This is a genomic window from Bacteroides cellulosilyticus DSM 14838 (assembly GCF_000158035.1).
Lineage (GTDB): Bacteria > Bacteroidota > Bacteroidia > Bacteroidales > Bacteroidaceae > Bacteroides > Bacteroides cellulosilyticus.
Genome location: NZ_EQ973490.1, coordinates 357,223 through 377,928, shown reverse-complemented (window position 1 = coordinate 377,928; position 20,706 = coordinate 357,223). Strand labels below are relative to the sequence as shown.

Annotated in this window: 9 protein-coding genes; 3 read left to right on the top strand and 6 right to left on the bottom strand. The window is 40.4% G+C overall.

Translation table 11 applies throughout. From position 1 onward, the window contains the following. Positions 1-4: 4 nt before the first annotated feature. The 5 genes from BACCELL_RS06310 to BACCELL_RS06290 all read right to left on the bottom strand — a co-directional run bounded on the left by BACCELL_RS06310 (position 5) and on the right by BACCELL_RS06290 (position 8,565). Positions 5-1,582, bottom strand: coding sequence for a glycoside hydrolase family 28 protein (locus BACCELL_RS06310; protein ID WP_007210800.1), 1,578 nt, complete (start codon positions 1,580-1,582; stop codon positions 5-7). A 169-nt stretch (positions 1,583-1,751) separates the two neighbouring features. Then, a complete protein-coding gene (locus BACCELL_RS06305; protein ID WP_007210799.1) occupies positions 1,752-5,822 on the bottom strand; it encodes a two-component regulator propeller domain-containing protein in 4,071 nt (1,356 codons plus the stop codon). A 196-nt stretch (positions 5,823-6,018) separates the two neighbouring features. Further along, entirely contained in the window at positions 6,019-7,089 is a 1,071-nt protein-coding gene (locus BACCELL_RS06300; RefSeq protein ID WP_007210798.1) for a M20 family metallo-hydrolase, read from the bottom strand. 148 nt (positions 7,090-7,237) lie between these two features. After that, positions 7,238-7,843, bottom strand: a complete 606-nt coding sequence (locus tag BACCELL_RS06295; RefSeq protein ID WP_007210797.1) for a porin family protein — start codon at positions 7,841-7,843, stop codon at positions 7,238-7,240. Positions 7,844-7,941: 98 nt separating this feature from the next. Next, positions 7,942-8,565 (bottom strand): porin family protein, encoded by a 624-nt coding sequence (locus BACCELL_RS06290; protein WP_007210796.1) that lies wholly within the window; start codon positions 8,563-8,565, stop codon positions 7,942-7,944. A 226-nt stretch (positions 8,566-8,791) separates the two neighbouring features. Here BACCELL_RS06290 and BACCELL_RS06285 point away from each other — a divergent pair, with 226 nt between their 5' ends. Both BACCELL_RS06285 and BACCELL_RS06280 read left to right on the top strand, forming a co-directional pair. Further along, on the top strand, positions 8,792-10,597 hold the full coding sequence (locus BACCELL_RS06285) for an AMP-dependent synthetase/ligase (RefSeq protein WP_044153650.1): 1,806 nt from the start codon (positions 8,792-8,794) through the stop codon (positions 10,595-10,597). A gap of 179 nt (positions 10,598-10,776) precedes the next feature. Further along, entirely contained in the window at positions 10,777-12,795 is a 2,019-nt protein-coding gene (locus BACCELL_RS06280) for a family 43 glycosylhydrolase (protein ID WP_007210794.1), read from the top strand. Here BACCELL_RS06280 and BACCELL_RS06275 read toward each other — a convergent pair. Further along, the gene (locus tag BACCELL_RS06275; protein WP_044153648.1) at positions 12,789-17,147 is read right to left on the bottom strand and encodes a hybrid sensor histidine kinase/response regulator transcription factor; all 4,359 of its coding nucleotides are present in this window, start codon (positions 17,145-17,147) and stop codon (positions 12,789-12,791) included. The two genes, BACCELL_RS06280 and BACCELL_RS06275, sit on opposite strands and share 7 nt — an antisense overlap. 279 nt (positions 17,148-17,426) lie before the next feature. Here BACCELL_RS06275 and BACCELL_RS06270 point away from each other — a divergent pair, with 279 nt between their 5' ends. After that, positions 17,427-20,705 (top strand): SusC/RagA family TonB-linked outer membrane protein, encoded by a 3,279-nt coding sequence (locus tag BACCELL_RS06270; protein WP_118402094.1) that lies wholly within the window; start codon positions 17,427-17,429, stop codon positions 20,703-20,705. The last annotated feature ends 1 nt before the right edge of the window (position 20,706 follow it).

The window sequence follows — 20,706 nt, the reverse complement described above, 5'->3', positions numbered from 1 at the left end:
GTTTTTATTTGTTTTCAAATAGATTGCCGGCTTCTTTTACCTCTTGCTCGATTTCTTCATTGTACAACTGGGATACCTTACTGAAATCATTGCCAATCAACTTTATACCGGAAGATTTGCCGCTGTTTTCCAAAAAAGACGGTAGAGCATTTTCTGTTGAGAATCCTCTGATCATAAGATTTTCCACATTATTTGTCCTGATATAGGCAGATTCGCTCAGGTGCGAAATCGTTTTCACTTTATCTATGGTAATATCACGGCAATCGTCAAGGTACAGCGCATGCCTATCATCTTTATTGTCTAAATTAAATTGTATATCTTCTAAGGTCAGATGGCGTACATGACGGATAAAAAAGCCATATGCCGGTAAGTTTGCACCAAAAATCTTATTTTCCGGATAGCTGTTTTCCACTTCGGGGATAGTGCGCAGTGTATGTTCTTTACGCCCGCCACCAGGACAATTCAGTATTATATGGCTCAACTTTATATTTTCTGCATACTGGTCAGGAATACCTGTAATGGAACAACTCATCAGGCTATTGCTTGTGGCTGTAATGTTACTGATTATTATTCCTTTCATCATACCAACCAGCGGACTATGTCTTTGTCCGTAACGAATAAATATAGGGGTCAATGTATTGAACATGGTGATATTATTAATCACTATCTGCTCCATTGTTCCTCCATCGACCATTTCCAATGCAATGCCCGAATTGTTTGTATAATTGGCTGTTACACCAGGTATAGTATACTTTTTATAATCAAAATAATCATTTTGTTCCGGGCGCTTTATAACACAGTTGGATATGGCAATATTCTTGAATCCACCTCTGGAAGCTGTTCCCAATTTTATAGCATTACAATTACTGGAAACAATACAATTGGAAATGGCAATATTTTCACAAGGGCGTTCTTTGTAGTAGCTCTTCAAGCATATCGCATCATCAATACAATCGATTATACAATCGGATACGGTAATATTTCGCCCATCGAGATCTATTCCATCATTATTAAAATAGCTGGTAGAACGAATTGTAATCCCTCTTATTTGTACATGGTCACAATCGCTGATACGCAAAGTCCAATAAGAGGCATTGATCAGGCTTACATTACGAATATCTATTTGTGAACATCCTTCAAAATTAGCGGCATAAATACGGTCTGGGGATTTGGCACCTCCATGAAAAACAGTATCATTGCCATTCGCATCGATCACTCCACTCCCACAAATACCTGTATTATGGACATTTTCTGCATGAATAAGTCCCTTACGATGAGTTCTAAGTTCAGGATACTCATTCAGGTCCGAACTTCCTCTCAGTACGGCTCCACGATCTAAAAAGAGCATTACATTGTTTTTCAGAAATAATGTTCCACTGATATAAGTACCTGTAGGTATACATACCGTACCTCCTCCATTTGTGGAACATAAGTCAATAATTTTCTGTAAGGAAGCTGTCTCGGATCTTCCTGAATTGGCTTTCACTCCATAGTCTGTTACATTATATATAAAAGACGTAGCCTTTGACGGATGACTTATACAGACTAATAAAACCAGAATACTAAAAAGTGTCTTTTGCATATCGTATCATTTAAAGTTTCAGAATAGCCGGATTTAACTCCGATTGTTCGCTGACAAAGGTATGCGCAGAACTACTTTTTTGTTTGAAGCTATGTTACGGATATTAACACAAATGATACAAGCACATGATATAATCGCTTAATAATCGGATATTTCTGTATTTATTCAATTATTTATGCTGGTAGTCGGATGGTGAAACGCCATAGCTTTCCTTAAAAGTGCGAGTAAAATAAGAAAGGTTATTAAAGCCGACCTGATAGCAGACATCAGAAACAGAAACACCTTCCTGACGAAGCAAATCAGCTGCCACTTTAAGTCTTACATTTAGAATGAAACGGCTGGGAGATAAATTCGTAAGATACTTTATCTTACGATAGAGATGCACACGGCTTACTCCTAACTCTTTCCCGAAATCCTCAATGGTTAGTTCTGAATTAGTAAGGTTCTTTCGCAGAAAGTCATAGCATTTCTGCAAAAATTGCTCATCATAGTCAGTTACCTCTACGTTCATATCTTTCGGACTGATTCTTTTCTGGAAAGATTGTCGTAACCGTTCATTGTTATCTAATAAGTTTTGAATACGCGCCAATAATAAATCAAAATTAAACGGTTTGAATACATAATCATTGGCACCCGAAGACAATCCGTCTTTTACGTGTGTGTCCGATACATGTGCTGTCAGTAAGATTACTGGAATATGATTAATCTCAATATTACTTTTTATAGCTTTACAGAGTTCTATTCCGTCCATAACCGGCATCATTACATCACTGATGACCAAGTCGATCTCTCTCCGGTGTATGATTTCTAATGCTTCATGGCCATTATCACAATCGAATACATTGTATATAGTGGCAAGCTTACTTTTCAGATACTGTCTGATCTCATTGTTATCTTCTACAACTAACAAAGTTCTAAGCTCTTTTTCCACCTTTGGGCGTTCCATAGCAGGCTCTGTTTTGGGAGCGACTGAAGGAGTCAGAATCAAACGATGTTCCTGTTCTGTTTCATCGCATAACTCATCTTCCCGCAAATGGTCTTTACCTATTGGAATCAGGAATTTGAATACAACACCTGTGTCACCGATATTTTCAACCCAAATATCACTATGATGCAGGCGCATGATCATACGATTGAAACTTAGACCGATCCCTGTTCCCTGCTGGCTCTTTGTGTTTTTAAGCCGATAGAAAGGTTCGAAAACTTCTTCAAGTTTATCTTCCGGAATAATATCTCCTTCATTGAATACAGAAATAAGTATAGCTTCCTTTACCCGTTCATCTACCCGTTCCCGATAGGGTGACTTATTCAAAGTTATCACATCAACGTTTAGGGAGATGACACTTTCTTCATTGGAATACTTGAAAGCATTCATCAGGACATTATAAAAGACTTTCTCCAGTAGCTGAGGATTATACCAGGCTATTAGCTCTGTTTCAGGTAAATGTATCTTTAATGGATGATTTTGGATTCTGGACAATTCGCTAAAAGCAAGTATCACCTCCTTGATAAAAGGAATCAGGTGTTGTTTGGATGCTAATAATTCCATACGCCCTTCATCATGCTTGCGAAAATCCATCAACTGATTTACTAACTTCATAATTTTCATGACATTGCGTTGAACTCCCTGTAATACTCCTTTTTCCATCTGTGAAGGAGTGTTGGATGCCAATAGGTCAGTCAATGAACCGGAAATCAGTGTCAGTGGAGTACGTATCTCATGGGAAAAGTTTGTAAAAAGATCAAGTCGGAATTTATGCATCTTATCTAAATTCTTCTTTTCTATATTTTTGATCTCTAAGTCGTGTTCCAACTGCATCTTAATGCGCAGGTAGTAAAAGAACAAGGCCAACAATGCAAGTATTACAATCGTATATGCCAGATAAGCCCACCATGTACGCCATGGTGCAGGTTTAATAATGACAGAAAGCAGATTGGACGGTTCAGACCAGGTTCCATTACTGTTGCAAGCACAGACCTGGAACTGATATTCACCTGCTCCCAGGTTACTATAAGTCACCTGTCTTTGTGTACCGGCTAAATTCCATTCCTTGTCGATACCTTGTAATCGGTAACGATACAGGTTCTTGTCCGGATAGATATAGCTTAATGCAGCGAAAGCAAAAGTAAGATTATCTTGATTATACTTAAGTTCAACCCTGTGGTGGGTACGTATATTTTTACGGGATAGAGTATCTATTGACTGATTATGAACTAGAAAATCTGTCAGAACAACCTTAGGAGCCTTCTTATTAACATGCATCACATCTTTTGGAACGACTTCAACTAAACCGTTACTTCCCCCAAAGTATAGCAAATTGCGTTCTGAAACAAAACAAGACATAGACTTTACGTGCAACAATGGAAATCCATTGTAAGCATCATATCTTATAAATGTATGGTCTTCTTCATTATAATAAGCTATTTCATAAAATGAGCTGATCCAGATACGACCGTCATTATCCTCCAGTATACCGCAAATGTTGTTACCAATGTGATCGCTATTTGTATTGAATACCTGCTTCACTTCACCCGAACTGTCCATACAGACCAGTCCTTGCCCGAATGTTCCTATCCAAATACGATCTTTCTTGTCTTTATAAATGTAACTGACAGACAAGTCTTCTCTACCCATAACAGGAATAGGTGTGAAAACATTCTCTGCGATATTATAGCAGAACAGACCATTATTACGAGTACCAATCCATAGCTCATTATCGGAAGCTTCATAGATAAAATACACGTCTCTTACCTTATGAGAACTGTTTGATGGATAGAAAGTCGTAAAGCTTTCATTCTGTTCGTTGAAACGGCAAATGCCACCCGGACCGCCGTTAAAACCAATCCAAATATATCCATTGGAATCCTGCAATGCACAGTTCACTCGATTTCCGGGAATGCGTCCGGTTTGTGAAGTAGCTGTATAATGTCCGATGAGTTGTTTTGTTTTCAAATCAAAAAGGTGGATGCCATGAGATTCTGTACCAACCCATAACGCACCCTTATGAATTAACAGAGGCTTACATTCCACTAGAGGAGTCTCTCCGTTGTATAACTCATAATATTGTTGAGTCCTCGTAACCGGGTTGTAATAAGTGATTCCAAGATCATCACTTCCAAGCCATATTCCTTGCCCATCGGGTACCATTGATCCGATTATTCCAGTGGAGGCTTTACCAGTCCGTTCGATTGGGATGTGAGTGAAATGATTCATATAACGTGAATGGAGAAAGAGTCCCATATAATATGATCCCACCCAAATATTTCCATTATTATCTTTATAACCGCTGGTAAGCATGATCCTTTCTTTCACATCTGTTCCGAGAGGATTCAGAGAATAGGTATTCCGTGTTTTGAGTAATTGCCCGGTCTGTTTATTATAAAAGAAGATTCCCCGCCGTTTACTGATCAACCACAGAATCTCTTTTTGTTCTATAATACAACAGATATTCTGATCGTCGTTCATACGTACCTGTCCGAATGGAAGAAGTGAGATAACGCTTCCACCTTTGGGCACTTTAGCCAACAAAGCTAAATTGTTTCCAATCCAAGTGTCTCCTGCTGTATCTTGCCAGACAGAAAGTACATTAATATTGCCACCTCCATGCTCTAACTGGATGCGTCGTACATTTTGGGTATGAATATCATAAATGTATAATCCATTATGTGTGCCAATATATATTTCCTTGTCACCATATTTCCCTACGGTATTGGTTTCCTCATTGAAAGCTCTGTGGTTTTCCGGAGCTATAAATTTTCTGGAATCTGTATCATACCATGTAATTCCTTTATCTGTTGCAATCCACAATAAATGGGTGGAGGGATCAAAATAGAGTTCATTAATCTTATTGCTTTTTAGTGGGGAAAGTTCGTTAGGGAAGAAAGAAAGAATATGCTGGCTGAGAAGATTTATACAATTAAGGCCATTGTCGGTTCCTACCCATATATTTTTATGAGCATCTTCAGCTATGCAACGTACCTTACTGTTGGAAATAGATTCTTTAACTAATGACTCGCAGTAAACAATAAAATTATAGCCATCATACCGGCATAGTCCATCTTTAGTTGCAAACCACATATAGCCTTCGGAATCCTGAAAGATCTTTTGAACTGTATTATGAGGTAGTCCTTTAGTGATATCAATGTTTTCAAACAACGGTTCAAATGTCTCTTCTTGTGCCACCGAATTATGGATGGGCAACAACAGCAACAGGAGAAAAAGAAATCTGTGTGATATCATTCTAATTAGGATTAGTAATTCAAAGCAAAGATGATACAATATTAGAGAAAAAGTACTATATATCCAAAAAGGAAATCTTAAAAAGAAAATTCCGGCTCTCCGTACGCTTTTAAATCGATAAAGAGCATGATTAAATGGAACAGCCTAAATAGGAAAGGCTGTTCATGTGTTATGAAAGAAAGTAGAAACTGACGAATTATAAGATAGCTCCGTCCAATAGTTTCAGATATAACCCTATCGCTTCTTCTATTTCCTGAATGAAAATAAACTCATCTGCTGTATGGGAACGACTGCTTTTCCCCGGTCCCATTTTGAGAGAGGGGAATGACATCAGTGCCTGGTCGGAGAGGGTAGGAGAACCAAAAGGAACACGCCCCATTGCCACGGCACGCTGTACTATTGGGTGTCTTTCTTCTACATGAGAAGAACTTAAGCGGAACGAACGTGCTTTAGCTTCGCAAGAAATATGTTTTTGTATTTCGGCAAACAGTTCCTGATTACTATAACATTCATTACTGCGAATATCTACCACAAACGTACAACGGTCTGGGATTACATTGTGTTGCGTGCCTGCATTGATCTGCGTTACACTCATCTTTACAGGACCTAATAATGGAGATACTTTTTCAAAATGATGGTCGCGGAACCAGGCGATATCTTCCAATACTTTATATATGGCATTGTCTCCTTCATTGCGTGCGGCATGTCCGGCTTTTCCGTAAGCGGTCACGTCCAGTACCATTAATCCTTTTTCCGCAGTGGCAGGTTGCATCTCGGTAGGTTCGCCTACAATAGCAAAATGTATCGGAGGAAGTTCAGGCAATACGCATTCGATGCCTCCTTTTCCGGAAACTTCTTCTTCGCAGGAAGCGAGATAGATGAGATTATACTTCTGTGTGGTGCGGCAAAGTTGCAAAAAGACTTGCAACAGACTGACAACGCTTGCACCGGCATCATTGCTACCCAATCCGTATAGTTTTCCATTATTTTCCAGGGTTGGGGTAAACGGATCTTTCCGCCAGCCGTTCACAGCTTTCACTGTATCAATATGTGAATTCAGTAACAAGGTAGGCTTATTTAAGTCGAACATCGGACTAAGACACCATACGTTATTGCCTTTTCGTCCGGTTGCCATGCCTTGCAACTCTATATAATTCTGTAGATAATCAGCCGCTTTTTCTTCATCGCGGCTAAGAGAAGGGATAGCAATCAGAGATTTAAGAACTCCGGTCGCCTCAGAAACCATTGTCGGTATATCGTAAGCCATATCTCAATCAGTTAAATTATTGTGATGCAAACTTACGGATAAATACTGAAATATGCTTAATCGATAGGATAAAAATCCCCTTCCACTGTTGCTGCAGATAAATATAGAGAGGGGCAGAGTGCGGAAGGGGGAAGAGCATTTAATATTTTTAGAACATATAGCTCAAGGAAATCATCATGTTACGGTTCTTGTTATCTATGTGATCGGCGTTATCTATTAATCCCCAGTCATATCCGAAAGCAACCTGAATCTTTTTGCAGAATTCTACACCGAACTTCAGCCCGAGGCCGAGATCAAAACGTTTCATGCCACCACCATCTTCATCAAAAACATTATCAGAAGGATCTGATGATTCGATTCCATCTGTTTTAACTTTGCCAAAGAGACCGATAGCGACATAAGGACCTGCATTGCCGAAAACAGCGAAATTTTCATTCACTGCATATTTATAACCCATGTGTACGGGAATTTCTAAATAGCAAGGATTATACTTGATATCGTAGGAACCAAGATTGACTTTTGCACCTTTTAGTGACAATAGGGCACCTAAATCCAAATATACTCCTTCGGCAATTTGTGGCAATCCCACTTCAGCCTTGACTCCGGCATGGAATCCTATTTTACTACTGAATGCATCACCGGAAAAATTACTGGAGTTCATACCGAGAGTTGCTCCCCATTTGAGGTTCTCTTGTGCATTTACACTTGCGAAACTTACCGCTAATAATGCGAATATTACTAAAATCTTTTTCATGTAATTAAGTCTTTAATTTGGTTTATGTAATTGTAAATATAAGGATTGAGTATGTTGAAAAAGGCGTTATTCAACGCCTTTTTTTATTCTTGATATCATTAAAACATAAGTCCTAAAGAAATCATTAGGTTTCTATTCTTGCAGCCCATCAATTCCTCAGCTTCAATGAATCCGAAGTCGTAGCCGATGGAGAACTGATACTTCTTACTGATTTCTATACCTGCTTTCAGTCCCAATCCAAGGTCAAAACGTTTGAATCCGTCATCGCCAAACACGTTCTCTGATTCGGAAACCTTGGAACCTCCATCTACCAAACTGCCGTCGGCGGTAATTTTTGCTTTGCCGAACAGACCGATTGCAATGTAAGGACCTGCATTGGCAAACAAAGAGAAATTATCATTTACAGCATATTTATAGCCAATATGTACCGGAATCTCCAAATAGTACGGGTTGATCTTGAAACTAGCCATACTGCCTGCTTCAACTTTGGCGCCTTTTAGCGAAAGTAGCGCTCCGAAATCCATATAAAGACCTTCCGTAAACTGAGGCAGTCCCAATTCAGCCTTAACGCCTGCATGGAAACCTATGCGACTGTCCAATCCGGTTACGTTGAGGCTGCTTACATTCATACCTGCCGTGACACCCCATCTGAGGTTATCTTGTGCGTTGATACTCCCTAAACCTATCGCCAATATGGCGACTAATGCTAGAATCTTTTTCATGTCTGTTAAGTTATTGTATTGATATTTAAAAACTATCGGATGCAAATATATACATATATTTGTATTTCTTTGGAAAAACGAACAAAAATGTAGGGTAATCACTTCTTTTTATAGTAGGATAGTACTAGTATTGCGGAAATATATACTAAATATTTAATTCTCAATATAGAAATAGTTTCAAATGAAACCACTACCTTTGTGCCGTATTTACCAATATATGAATAATATGACTTATCATCATTTATCTGTCCTCGTACATCGACGGGCAGAGAAGTATGGCGACAAGGTGGCTCTGAAATACAGGGATTACGAAACGTCGCAGTGGATACCCATTACTTGGAATCAATTCTCACAGACAGTTCGACAAGTTGCGAATGCACTCGTAGAGTTAGGAGTGCAGGAGGAAGAAAACATAGGAATCTTTTCTCAGAATAAACCGGAATGTCTTTATGTAGATTTCGGGGCATTTGCTAATCGTGCGGTGACCATACCTCTGTATGCTACCAGTTCACCGGCACAAGCGCAGTACATTATCAATGATGCTCAGATACGTTATATCTTTGTAGGCGAGCAATTCCAGTATGATGCAGCTTTCAGTGTATTTGGCTTTTGCCAATCATTACAGCAATTGATCATTTTCGACCGTGCTGTAGTACGCGACCCTCGTGACATGACTTCTATTTATTTTGACGAATTCCTGGAAACAGGAAAAGGTTTGCCGAACAACGATATAGTGGAAGAACGTACTTCCCGTGCATCGGATGATGACCTTGCCAACATTCTTTATACATCCGGTACAACTGGTGAACCGAAGGGGGTGATGTTGCATCATTCTAACTATATGGAGGCCTTCCGTATCCATGATATCCGTCTGGTAGATATGAGTGACCAAGATGTGTCCATGAACTTCCTTCCTTTGACACATGTTTTTGAGAAAGCATGGACATATCTTTGTATCCATAAAGGTGTGCAGATTTGCATCAACCTCCGTCCGGTAGATATCCAGACTACCATTAAAGAAATCCGTCCGACATTGATGTGCAGTGTTCCCCGCTTCTGGGAAAAAGTATATGCCGGTGTGCAGGAGAAGATTGCTCAGGAAACAGGGTTGAAGAAAGCTATGATGCTAGATGCCATCAAGGTGGGTAAGATACACAACATCGATTATCTGCGTAAAGGTAAAACTCCGCCGTTGATGAATCAACTGAAATATAAATTCTACGAAAAGACGGTTTATGCTTTACTGAAAAAGACGATTGGTATTGAGAACGGTAACTTTTTCCCTACTGCTGGAGCTGCCGTACCTGATGAAATCTGTGAATTTGTTCATTCGGTAGGTATCAATATGTTGGTTGGCTATGGTCTGACCGAATCGACTGCTACTGTTTCTTGTTTCCTTAACCAGGGTTATGAAATTGGTTCCGTAGGCACCGTGATGCCTGATGTAGAAGTGAAGATCGGTGACGAGAATGAAATACTTCTGCGTGGAAAGACTATCACGAAAGGCTATTATAAGAAGGCGGAGGCTACTGCCGCTGCTATTGATAAAGATGGTTGGTTCCATACCGGTGATGCCGGCTATCTGAAGGGTGACCAACTTTATCTGACTGAGCGTATCAAGGACTTGTTCAAGACTTCCAATGGTAAGTATGTCAGTCCGCAAGCTTTAGAAACGAAACTGGCTATTGATCGTTATATCGATCAGATTGCCATTATTGCCGACCAGCGTAAATTTGTGTCTGCCCTTATTGTACCGGTCTATGGTTTTGTGAAAGATTATGCCAAGGAAAAAGGCATTGAATATAAGAATATGGAAGAACTGCTGCAACATCCTAAGATTCTCGGTCTGTTCCGTGCTCGCATAGATACCTTGCAGCAACAGTTTGCCCACTATGAGCAAGTGAAACGTTTCACACTTTTGCCCGAACCTTTCAGTATGGAACGTGGCGAACTGACTAATACTTTGAAGTTGAAGCGTCCTATAGTTGCAAAGAATTACAAGGAAGTGATAGATAAGATGTACGAAGAATAAAGATATAATAAACCTATCTATTGAAAATAAAAAGCTCCCGGTTAAGAGTCAGAACTTTTAATCGGGAGTTTTTTTATATATCCGTGTGCCTAAAAAGTGCACGTATATTACCGGTTTATCCCCTCTTGATGGCCCTGTACCGCATATATTTGCATCCTCACTTTATATATTTATGTAAGATGTATAACTTATCTATTACTACAGGAAAAATAGCGGATGGCTTTTCCGCGTTGTTAATGCTTTGTTGCATACTCATGGTACAGTCGTGCACTGTTCCCGTACAAACTACAGCTTCTTTGTCGTCTGACAATGGAGACGGTACTTATACCAATCCGGTGATTAATGCCGATTATCCCGACCCTGACATTATACGGGTAGGTGAAGACTTTTATATGGTCAGTTCCTCATTCGTTGCTATGCCGGGTATTCCTATCTGTCATTCTAAAGACCTTATAAATTGGCGTATCATAGGGCATGCCTACGACAGCATCACTTTCCGTCCTCAATATAGGATGGAGAATGAGCAGACCGCGTATAGTCGTTTGTGTTGGGCTCCTTCCATTAAATATCATGACGGCACCTATTATATAGGAGTTAATATTGCCGATGATGGTTTTGTAATGTTTAAGAGTAATAAACCGGAAGGGCCGTATTCAATGCATAAGTTTGACAAGCGTTTGTATGATCCGGGATTTTTCATTGATGATGACGGTAAGAAATATGTCACACATGGAAAGACGAAAATATACCTGACACGTTTGAAAGATGATGGAACCGGTGTACTGGATCCTAACGATGAGGGTACCCTGATTATAACAGCTCCCAAGGGATATGAATATCTTTTTGAAGGATGTCACACTTATAAAAGGAATGGCTGGTATTATATTTTTAATCCGGCATTGGGATACAATGGGGTGCAGATGATCAGTCGCTCCCGTAATCTTTACGGTCCGTATGAAACAAAGGTCCTTATTGATGATGATATCAACTATGCTGATGCCGGTGTACATCAGGGCGGATATGTGGAGACACTTGAAGGCGAGTCGTGGGCTTATACTTTCCAGGACAGGGATTATATGGGTAGGTGTGTGATGCTGTATCCGATGAAATGGGAAGAGGATTGGCCGGTGGTAGGCCCGGAAGGTAAACCGGGAAAAGGAGTGGTAACTTATAGAAAACCGGCAGTCAAGGCCAAGCAAGAGATTACATTTCCCCAACATTCGGATGATTTCAGTTCTTCGAAACTGGCTCATGTGTGGGAATTCAATCATGTACCCCGGAAAGATAAATGGAGCCTGACGGATCGTCCCGGCTATTTTAGGATTTATGCGCAGTATGCAAAGGGATTTGAATGGGCGCGTAATTCTCTGACACAGAAAGTGTCTGGGCCTTATAGTACCGGAACTGTTTCATTAGATTTGACCGGACTCCGTGAAGGGGATTTTGCCGGAAATGGCATAATGGGGAGAGTCATGTACCAACTGGGAGTACGGAAGAAAGCGGATGGCTTTTGGCTTGAAATGAGGCAGGGAGGAAGAGAAGGAGAGACTGTTGTCGATAGTCTTCCTGTCAAAACTGATAAGATATACCTGCGCACTGAAGTGACAAAGCAAGGATCTTTACTGTTTTATTATAGTCTGGATAATCTTGAATATAACCGTTTGGGTCCGGAAGGAGTTTCTAACTTCTGGGGATTTCTGGGTATCCGTCATGCTTTATGTTGTTATAACTTGAATAAAGGTGCTACTGGCGGCTATGCCGATTTTGATTATTTTGAATTAGAAAGTAATCGCAGGGGAAATCACTACGATGCATTTACCGAGATAGACTTTTCTCAGTATGACGATCGTGAAGGAATGAAATTAGTACGTCCGGTAGCAAAACGCCCTATGCAGTTTATTTCCGGAGTACGGGATGGAAACTGGCTCGTATTCAATAATATGTACTTTAAGCAGAGCCCTCAAAAAGTAACTATCGAACTTCAGGCGGAAACTCCCGGAACAGTGATTGAGATAAGGGAGGGAAGTCTCGATGGGAAGTTGATAGCCACTTGTCCGATAAATCAGAACCAGACTCCGGGAGAATGGGAGAAGCAAGCCTTTGAGGTCAGTGGAGCAGTGAAAGATAAGTCCAAAATTTATTTCCTGTTCCGTGGACAGAGTCAGGGACTTGCTATAAAGAACTTTGTCTTTTACTGATCCGGATTATTCTCCTCGTTATTAATGGAGTTTTTATACTCACTTGGAGTAACTCCCATGTGTTTTTTGAAGCATCTGCTGAAATACTTCGGATCGCTGAAACCGGTCATATAAGCTATTTGAGAGAAGTTGTATACATCACTTCTGATCAGCTGGGCGGCTCTTTTTACACGAATTTCCCTGATAAAATCTACCGGAGGCATTCCTACAATGGACTTAAGCTTCCGGTAGAAAATACTCCGGCTTAGCAGTAGCTTGTTGGCGAAATCGTCGATCACCAGATCCGGATTATCTATTTGCTCTTCCAGGAAATCCATCACTTCTTTCATGAATAACTTATCATGCGGCATCACTTCGGGTTCCGAAGGAGTCCATTCCTTAGAATTATCGGTTTCATTGTTTGCTGATAACTGCTTCATGAATATTTCCTGTAACTGCTTACGCTTGGTAAACAGAGAAGCAATACGGGCTTTGAGGTACGAAGAACTGAATGGTTTCGTAATGTAATCATCGATACCTTGTTCCAAAGCGGTGATACGGTCATCCAATGATGCTTTTGCTGATAGAAGAATGATTGGAACATAGCAGATATCTTTGTTTTCCTTGATACGTTTAATCATTTCCAATCCATCCATGACAGGCATCATTACATCACTGATTATCATATCGGGTATGGCTTCCGATGCAAGTTTCAAACCTTCTTCTCCGTTTGCTGCTTCCAGGATAGTGTATTTCTTTGATAGTATATTTCTGAGCAGGCTTCTCAGCTCACGATTATCTTCTACGATTAAAATGGATAAAAAATCCTCTTCCGAGCTATTCCCAGATTCAGCTATGCCGTTCTCTACAGTTGTGGTAATATATTCTGTATTGTCCGAACTATCAGCAAGGATTAATTCGGCCTGTGCATCTTTCTCAAACACTTCACGTTCCAAAGGTAAAGTTACACTAAATTCGCTACCCGTTCCCGGTTGGCTCTTGACCTCTATATCTCCGTGATGCATATCCACCAATTCTTTGACGAGTGATAAACCTATGCCTGATGAAGGTTGCAGAATATTGTTGTTCTTGCTTAGTGTCTCAAAGCGTTTGAAAAGAGAACCTATCTTATCAGGAGCAATACCGATACCTTCATCAATAATGGAAATGTGGATATGCTGATCCGACTTCTGTACTGTAATCTTTACGGTTTTCCCAGGTAGAGTATATTTGAATGCATTGGATAACAGATTGAATACTATTTTTTCCACTTTGTCCCTGTCTATCCATATATATACTTCTTCTTGATCAGCTTTGAATGTGAAGTCTATTTGTTTCTCTTCAGCTATCAGACGGAAATTTTCTGTAATTTTCATCAGGAACGCAATCAATTCTGTTTGTTCAACCATTACTTTCATCTTCTTATTCTGTATCTTCCGAAAATCGAGTATCTGATTGACAAGACGCAACATACGTTCTGTATTTTTATGTACAACGGTCAGGTGTTCCCGCACGGAAGGAGAAATGGTCTGGTCCTCCAGAACTTCACTGACCGGACTGGAGATAAGAGTCAATGGTGTGCGTAGCTCGTGTGAAATATCGGTAAAGAATTTCAGTTTGATATTTGATAATTGCTGTTCCATATTCACTTGGTGACGCAGTCGATAGATGTAAGAGAAGATATACAGAATTAATCCTGTGAGAAGGATGAATGCTGCAAGATATGCCAGTAAAGCCCAAGGAGTCTCCCAAAAGGTAGGAATGACCTTGATGGAAAGTGTACGGATATTGTTTACCCATACTCCGTCACTGTTTGTTGATTTCACTTGGAGACGATATTCGCCTGCGGGTAGATTGATGTAGCTTGCTGATTTGTTTTTATCGCTATAATTCCATTCTTTTTCAAGACCTTCCAGGCGATAGGCATAGCGTATGTCATCCGGTCTTGTGAAGTCTAATGCTGAAAATTGTACATTAATATTTCGTTCCGAAGGATGTAAGGCTATCTCTTTCAAATCATCGGTGGAGACAGTTGATTTCTTTCCGTTGACTTTCAGATCTGTAAAGACGATAGGAGGTACATAATCACTCTTCTTCATTTGTTCCGGAACAATTTCCAGAAAGCCCATATCTGTGCCGAAAATCAATTGTTGCCGGGCGTTTATGGTGGGTATCGCTTCGCTAAAGTTCATCTTTTGTCTGAGAAATCCTGTACTATAGTTTTCGAATGCCTCTGTTTCCGGATTAAATTTGGATAAAGCATTTTCTGATGCTATCCACAGATTCTTTTGGGAATCTTCTATCATGGATAGGACCATATCGGATCCTAGCCCTTCCTGCTCGGTGTAATACTGAAATTCAATGTTTTCGCTAAGTAGGGTTCTGGATGTGATTTTGTTGACTCCTCCGGTGAATGTCAATATATAGATGTCTTTATGGCTATTTTTGTATATATGCATAATGTCATTTCCTGTCAGACTAAAAGGATTGTTCCTGTTTTGTATATTTCTGTAGAACTTGATTTCTTCCGGTTGTGCAAAGTCATTTGAGAATGTAACTAAACCAAAGGTGGTTCCTACCAACAGGATACCATTTTCCGTACCTGTAATATAGCGGATATTATGGCAGGTGCTGAACGGATAGTTTTGTAGCTTATTCCTGTGGTTGATAAAATACACTTTTCCCTCAGGTGTTTGTTGTAGCAGATTTAATCCACCACCGTAACATCCTACCCAGATGTTGTCATGATTATCGGAATATATGGTAAATATGTCATTGTAACTCAAACTATATAGGTCTTCAGAGTCATACACATAATTTTGTATGTTGTAATTTCCATCGGCTTTCTTTGTGAGTTGGAATAGGCCGTTTCCTTTGGTTCCTATCCAGATTGTTCCGTTCTTTCCTTCGCAGATGCTGTAAACACTGGCATTGAATGATACTTTATCTTTACTTATCTTTCCCTGTGAAGACAAGTAACCGGCCAGGCTGCCATCAGGGTGGTATATCCTGACATATTCGCTTTTGGAAGCTACCCACAATCGTTGTGAACTATCCAAAAGGAAAGCACGGATTTCGAATCCCCTGTCTATTCCTTTCAGATTATAAATTTGTGGATAGAAAGACATTTTCTTTATTCCTCTGGCGCTGGCTAGCCAGTAGTTTCCTTGTCTGTCCTGATAATGGTAGCGAACAAGCGGGGCAAATAGCGATTGAGGATTGTCCGGGTCTGTATAAAAAGCTTTCAATTCTTTACTTTTCCTATCATAATAACAGAAGTTTCCATTATGGGGAATCAGCCATAAAGTACCTTGTTTATCTTCAAATATGGTATTTTTGTTCTCTCTGCCATAATTCACGACCTCTTTTGGGGGTGTAAAGAGGTATTGCTTTTCACCTGTTGCCGGATTAAAGCGTATCACTCCGGGAGTAGTGGGGAATATCCATAGCTCTCCCTCTTTATCTTCATAAATGGAGATAGCTTCATTGGAGGATTGCATGGGAGTACGGATATCAATTAGCTGAGAAGTCTTATTTTCCGGATTGAACAGGATGACACCATTATCAGTGGATATGGTGAGTAGCCCGTGGTTGGTTATGTCTAAAGAGCTTATTTTGTTGATGGGGTAAGGAAACTCTATAAATTTTATGCTTTCAGTTTGTTGGTTATAATAGGCTATCTTTTCAGAAGCGGAAGCAAGGTAAATTGTACCGTTGTATTCCTGAATAAACTGGAAAGGAAAATCACTGTCGATCTTTTTGTTGCCTATAATGGATATACCTTTGTCTGTCAATATCCACTCATCCTTATCGGAATCCTGGAAGATAGTGAAGATGTGCTCGCCTTTTAAAAAGCCATTGAATGTGCTATAGAGTGTAATTCCGTCTTTTTCTTTATATCTCTTTTCATCGATTCTGTAACAATAACCCTTGTCGCATGTTACCCAGGCTATGCCTTCTTTTAGGGGAAATATTTTCTGAACAAAGTTTCTTCTTTGCATATCTTTATCTACTGTTTGCAGAACATCATAGAAGATTTCAAGATGCGTGTCGAATATATAAGCCTTGCTGTCATACGTCTGGCACCAGATATCGCCATATGCGGTTTCTGAAATAAAGGTTATCCGATTGTTGGATAGTGTATATTCTTTATGTGGCGCGGATTTGTAGTTCTTGAATGTATATCCGTCGAACTTATTGAGTCCGTTACGGGTACAGATCCAGATAAAGCCTTTCTGATCTTGTAAAACTGCTGATGCGATATCTTGGGGTAGTCCGTTCTCTGCTGTAAAATCAGTAATCTGGCAGATGGGCTGCGCCGATGAAAACATCGGTATCATTAAGTATAAGAAGTAGATAATCAGTCGTCTCATAGTACTGTTTTGAATAGTGCAGAACAAATGTATAGAAAAAAGGGAATAAATGAAAAGTATAGGATTTGTTTGACCGAAAAAAACGATATTTCGCCCGAATAGTCCACCTCCTTTTTGTTCCATTTTGAAAAAGTACACTCTTGTTACCTGATTTTATTCCGTTGCTATGACACAGGTTGGCTACTTTTGCGGAGTGAATCATTTTAATCATTAACTATTAAAAACACATTACTTATGAATTTTGAAAGACTTGTTCAAAGGACAGCTGCTACTCTCTTGATGAGTATGATCTGCCTTATCTCTCTTGCACAGAGTCGTACTGTTTCAGGTGTTGTGCTCGATAGCAGAGGTGATCCTGTTATTGGTGCTAATATCAGAGTAGTAAGCGACGCTTCTATCGGTACAATTACAGACCTGGATGGTAAATTCTCCCTTGCCGTGCCGGGTACAGCCAAACAATTGGAAATAAGTTTTATCGGAATGCAGACGCAAACAGTATCTATTGTTGCAGGGCAGCCGGTTCATGTGACATTGGCTGAAGATGCTGAGATTCTGGATGAAGTTGTAGTAATCGGTTATCAGACGGTAAAACGTAAAGATCTTACCGGATCGGTAGCCTCTGTTTCGGGTGAGCAAATTGCAGCTATGCCTGTTGCCAATGCAGCTCAGGCTTTGCAGGGTAAGCTGGCTGGTGTAAATGTAACAACGCAGGATGGACGTCCCGATGCCGCTGTTTCTATTCGTGTACGTGGTGGCGGTTCTATCTCACAGAGCAATGATCCGTTGGTGTTGATTGATGGAGTCAGTGGTTCGTTGAGTGATATTCCGGGCGATCAGATTGAGTCGATTGACGTTTTGAAAGATGCCTCATCAACGGCTATTTATGGTGCCCGTGGTGCTAATGGTGTAATTCTTGTTACCACAAAGGGGGCTAAAGAAGGACGTGTTGTTGTTAGCTACAATGGTTATGCGAAGTTCAATACACCGACTAAGTATATGGATGCGCTCAATCCTTATGACTACCTGGCATATAGCTGGGCAAGTGCGGCTTCGGTTGGTGGTAACAGCTATATGGAACCATTGGAGAAACTGTATGGAATAGGACGTTATACGACTACCAATCCCGGTGGTATAGAAAGCTATCGTAATGTAAAGACGGATAATATCCAGAAAAAGATTTATGGAGATTCTTTTTCTCATAATCATGACCTTTCTGTTACGGGTGGTACTGAAAAGACCAAAGTATTGTTTGGTGTTAACTACATGGATGAGGATGGTATGAAACTCGCTTCTTACTACAGACGTGCCAATGTTTCGTTGAAAGTGAACCAGAAGATTGCCAAGAATCTAGATTTGAGTCTTGATACCCGTTATACCAATATTAAAAAGATGGGTGATGAAGGTGTTACGAATGGTAGCGGGTCTATCCTGTCGTCTTCTTATCGCTTCCGTCCAATTGCAACAGAAGATATTTTGGGTGATCTATCCGCAATGAATGAAGGTATGATTGAGAACTATGCCAAACAGAGTCAGTGGGACAGATATAATCCGGTAAACCGTATCAATGATAAGTATGCACCGAATGCTCAGCAGTCATTGCGTGGTATTCTTTCGCTGAACTGGGGAATTGTGAAAGGATTAACCTATCATACTGACCTGTCTCTCAGCCAGACTTGGAATCAGAATAAGGAATGGACGGGAGCCATCATAAATAACTATCTGGATGATAATACCGGTGAGGTCCTATATGCAGGTAACGCGAATCTGGAGAAAAAGAATAGCTGGGGACTCCGTTGGACAAATACTTTGAGCTATGACTTTACTTTAGGTAAGATACATCGTTTGAATATACTGGCCGGTCATGAAGTTTCCGATTCGGGCGGTGACGGGCTGAAAGCCTCAGGAACTTATTTCCCTGCAAACTTTACGAAAGAGAATGCATTTGCCATGATCAATCAATACGATAGTACTAAGGGAGTGGGGGATTTCTCTTCAAGTGTTTCTACGCCGAGCCGTATCCTTTCTTTCTTTGGTCGTTTGAATTATAACCTTATGGAACGCTATCTGCTGACGGTTACGTTCCGTGCGGATGGTTCATCTAAATTTGCTCCCAGTAACCGTTGGGGATATTTTCCGGCTGCCGCTTTGGGATGGCGTATGTCTGAAGAAGCATTCCTGAACGATGTGGACTGGCTGGATAACCTTAAACTTCGTGTTTCCTATGGTGAGGTAGGTAACGATGGTATAAATTCCAGTTTGTGGTCACAGAATTGGGAGGCTACCAGTGACAAGAGATACCAGGGAGCCGTGAATGGTGCCTTCTTGCCTTCTTATTCACTTGGTGCAGATATGGCGAACAAGGACCTGAAGTGGGAAACTACGATTACCCGTAACATCGGTGTTGATTTCGGTTTCTTTAATAGCCGCTTGACAGGTACGATTGATGCCTATTGGAATACCACCAAGGACTTGTTGATGAAAACGGCTATTCCGGGTATCACAGGTTTCACTTCAACCTACGCCAATGTAGGCCAGACCAGCAACAAAGGTATTGAAATTGCTCTTCAGGGTGTACTCGTGAAAACGAGGGACTGGAATGTAACGGCTGGTTTTAATATTAACTTCAATCGCGGTAAAGTGGACAAACTGGCTGATAATGTCACTGGACTTTATGGTACGGAATGGGCTACTTCATCTACTTTCCCGAAATCAGATTATGTCTTGAAAGAAGGGCGCCCTGTAGGCTTGGTACGTGGCTTGACTGCTGATGGCTTCTATACTACCGACGATTTCACTTATGAAAATGGGGTGTATACTCTAAAAGAAGGAGTTGCGGATGTTTCTTCTGCTGTATTCCCTAACTATCATTTACACAATGGTATGAACGAACGCCCTGCAGGACAGTTGGCTTATCCGGGTATGGCAAAGTTCAAAGACCTGAACGATGACGGTATTATCAATGATGATGACGTGGACGTTATCGGCGATATGACACCTGTCCATACCGGTGGTTTTAATATTAATGCTACTTATAAGAACTTTGATTTAGGTTTGTATTTTAACTGGAGCTATGGTAATGAAATTTATAATGTAAATAAGTTGGCAGCACTTTATGGTTATAAAGAAGGTGCCGTTTACGAGAATAAGCTCTCTATAGTAAAGGACTGCTATAAAATCTATGATGTAGTGAATGGCGAATTGGTTGCATTGACCACTCCTGAACAGCTGAATGCTGCCAATGCGAATGCTAAGTTACCACTGGCATACAGTGAGAATGGCTATGTGTCTACATTGGGTATTGAAGACGGCTCTTATCTGCGTTTGAATACACTGACTTTGGGGTATACTTTACCGAAGAGTATGCTTCAGAAGGCGGGTATCAGTAATCTGCGTGTTTACGGAAGTATCTATAATGTCTTTACAATTACAGGATATTCCGGAATTGATGCTGAGGTAAGTACGTCTACTTCTACAAAGACCTATCCTCAATTAGGTATGGACTGGGGTACTTATCCACGTGCCCGTTCCTTCGTACTGGGTGTAAATCTTAGCTTCTAAC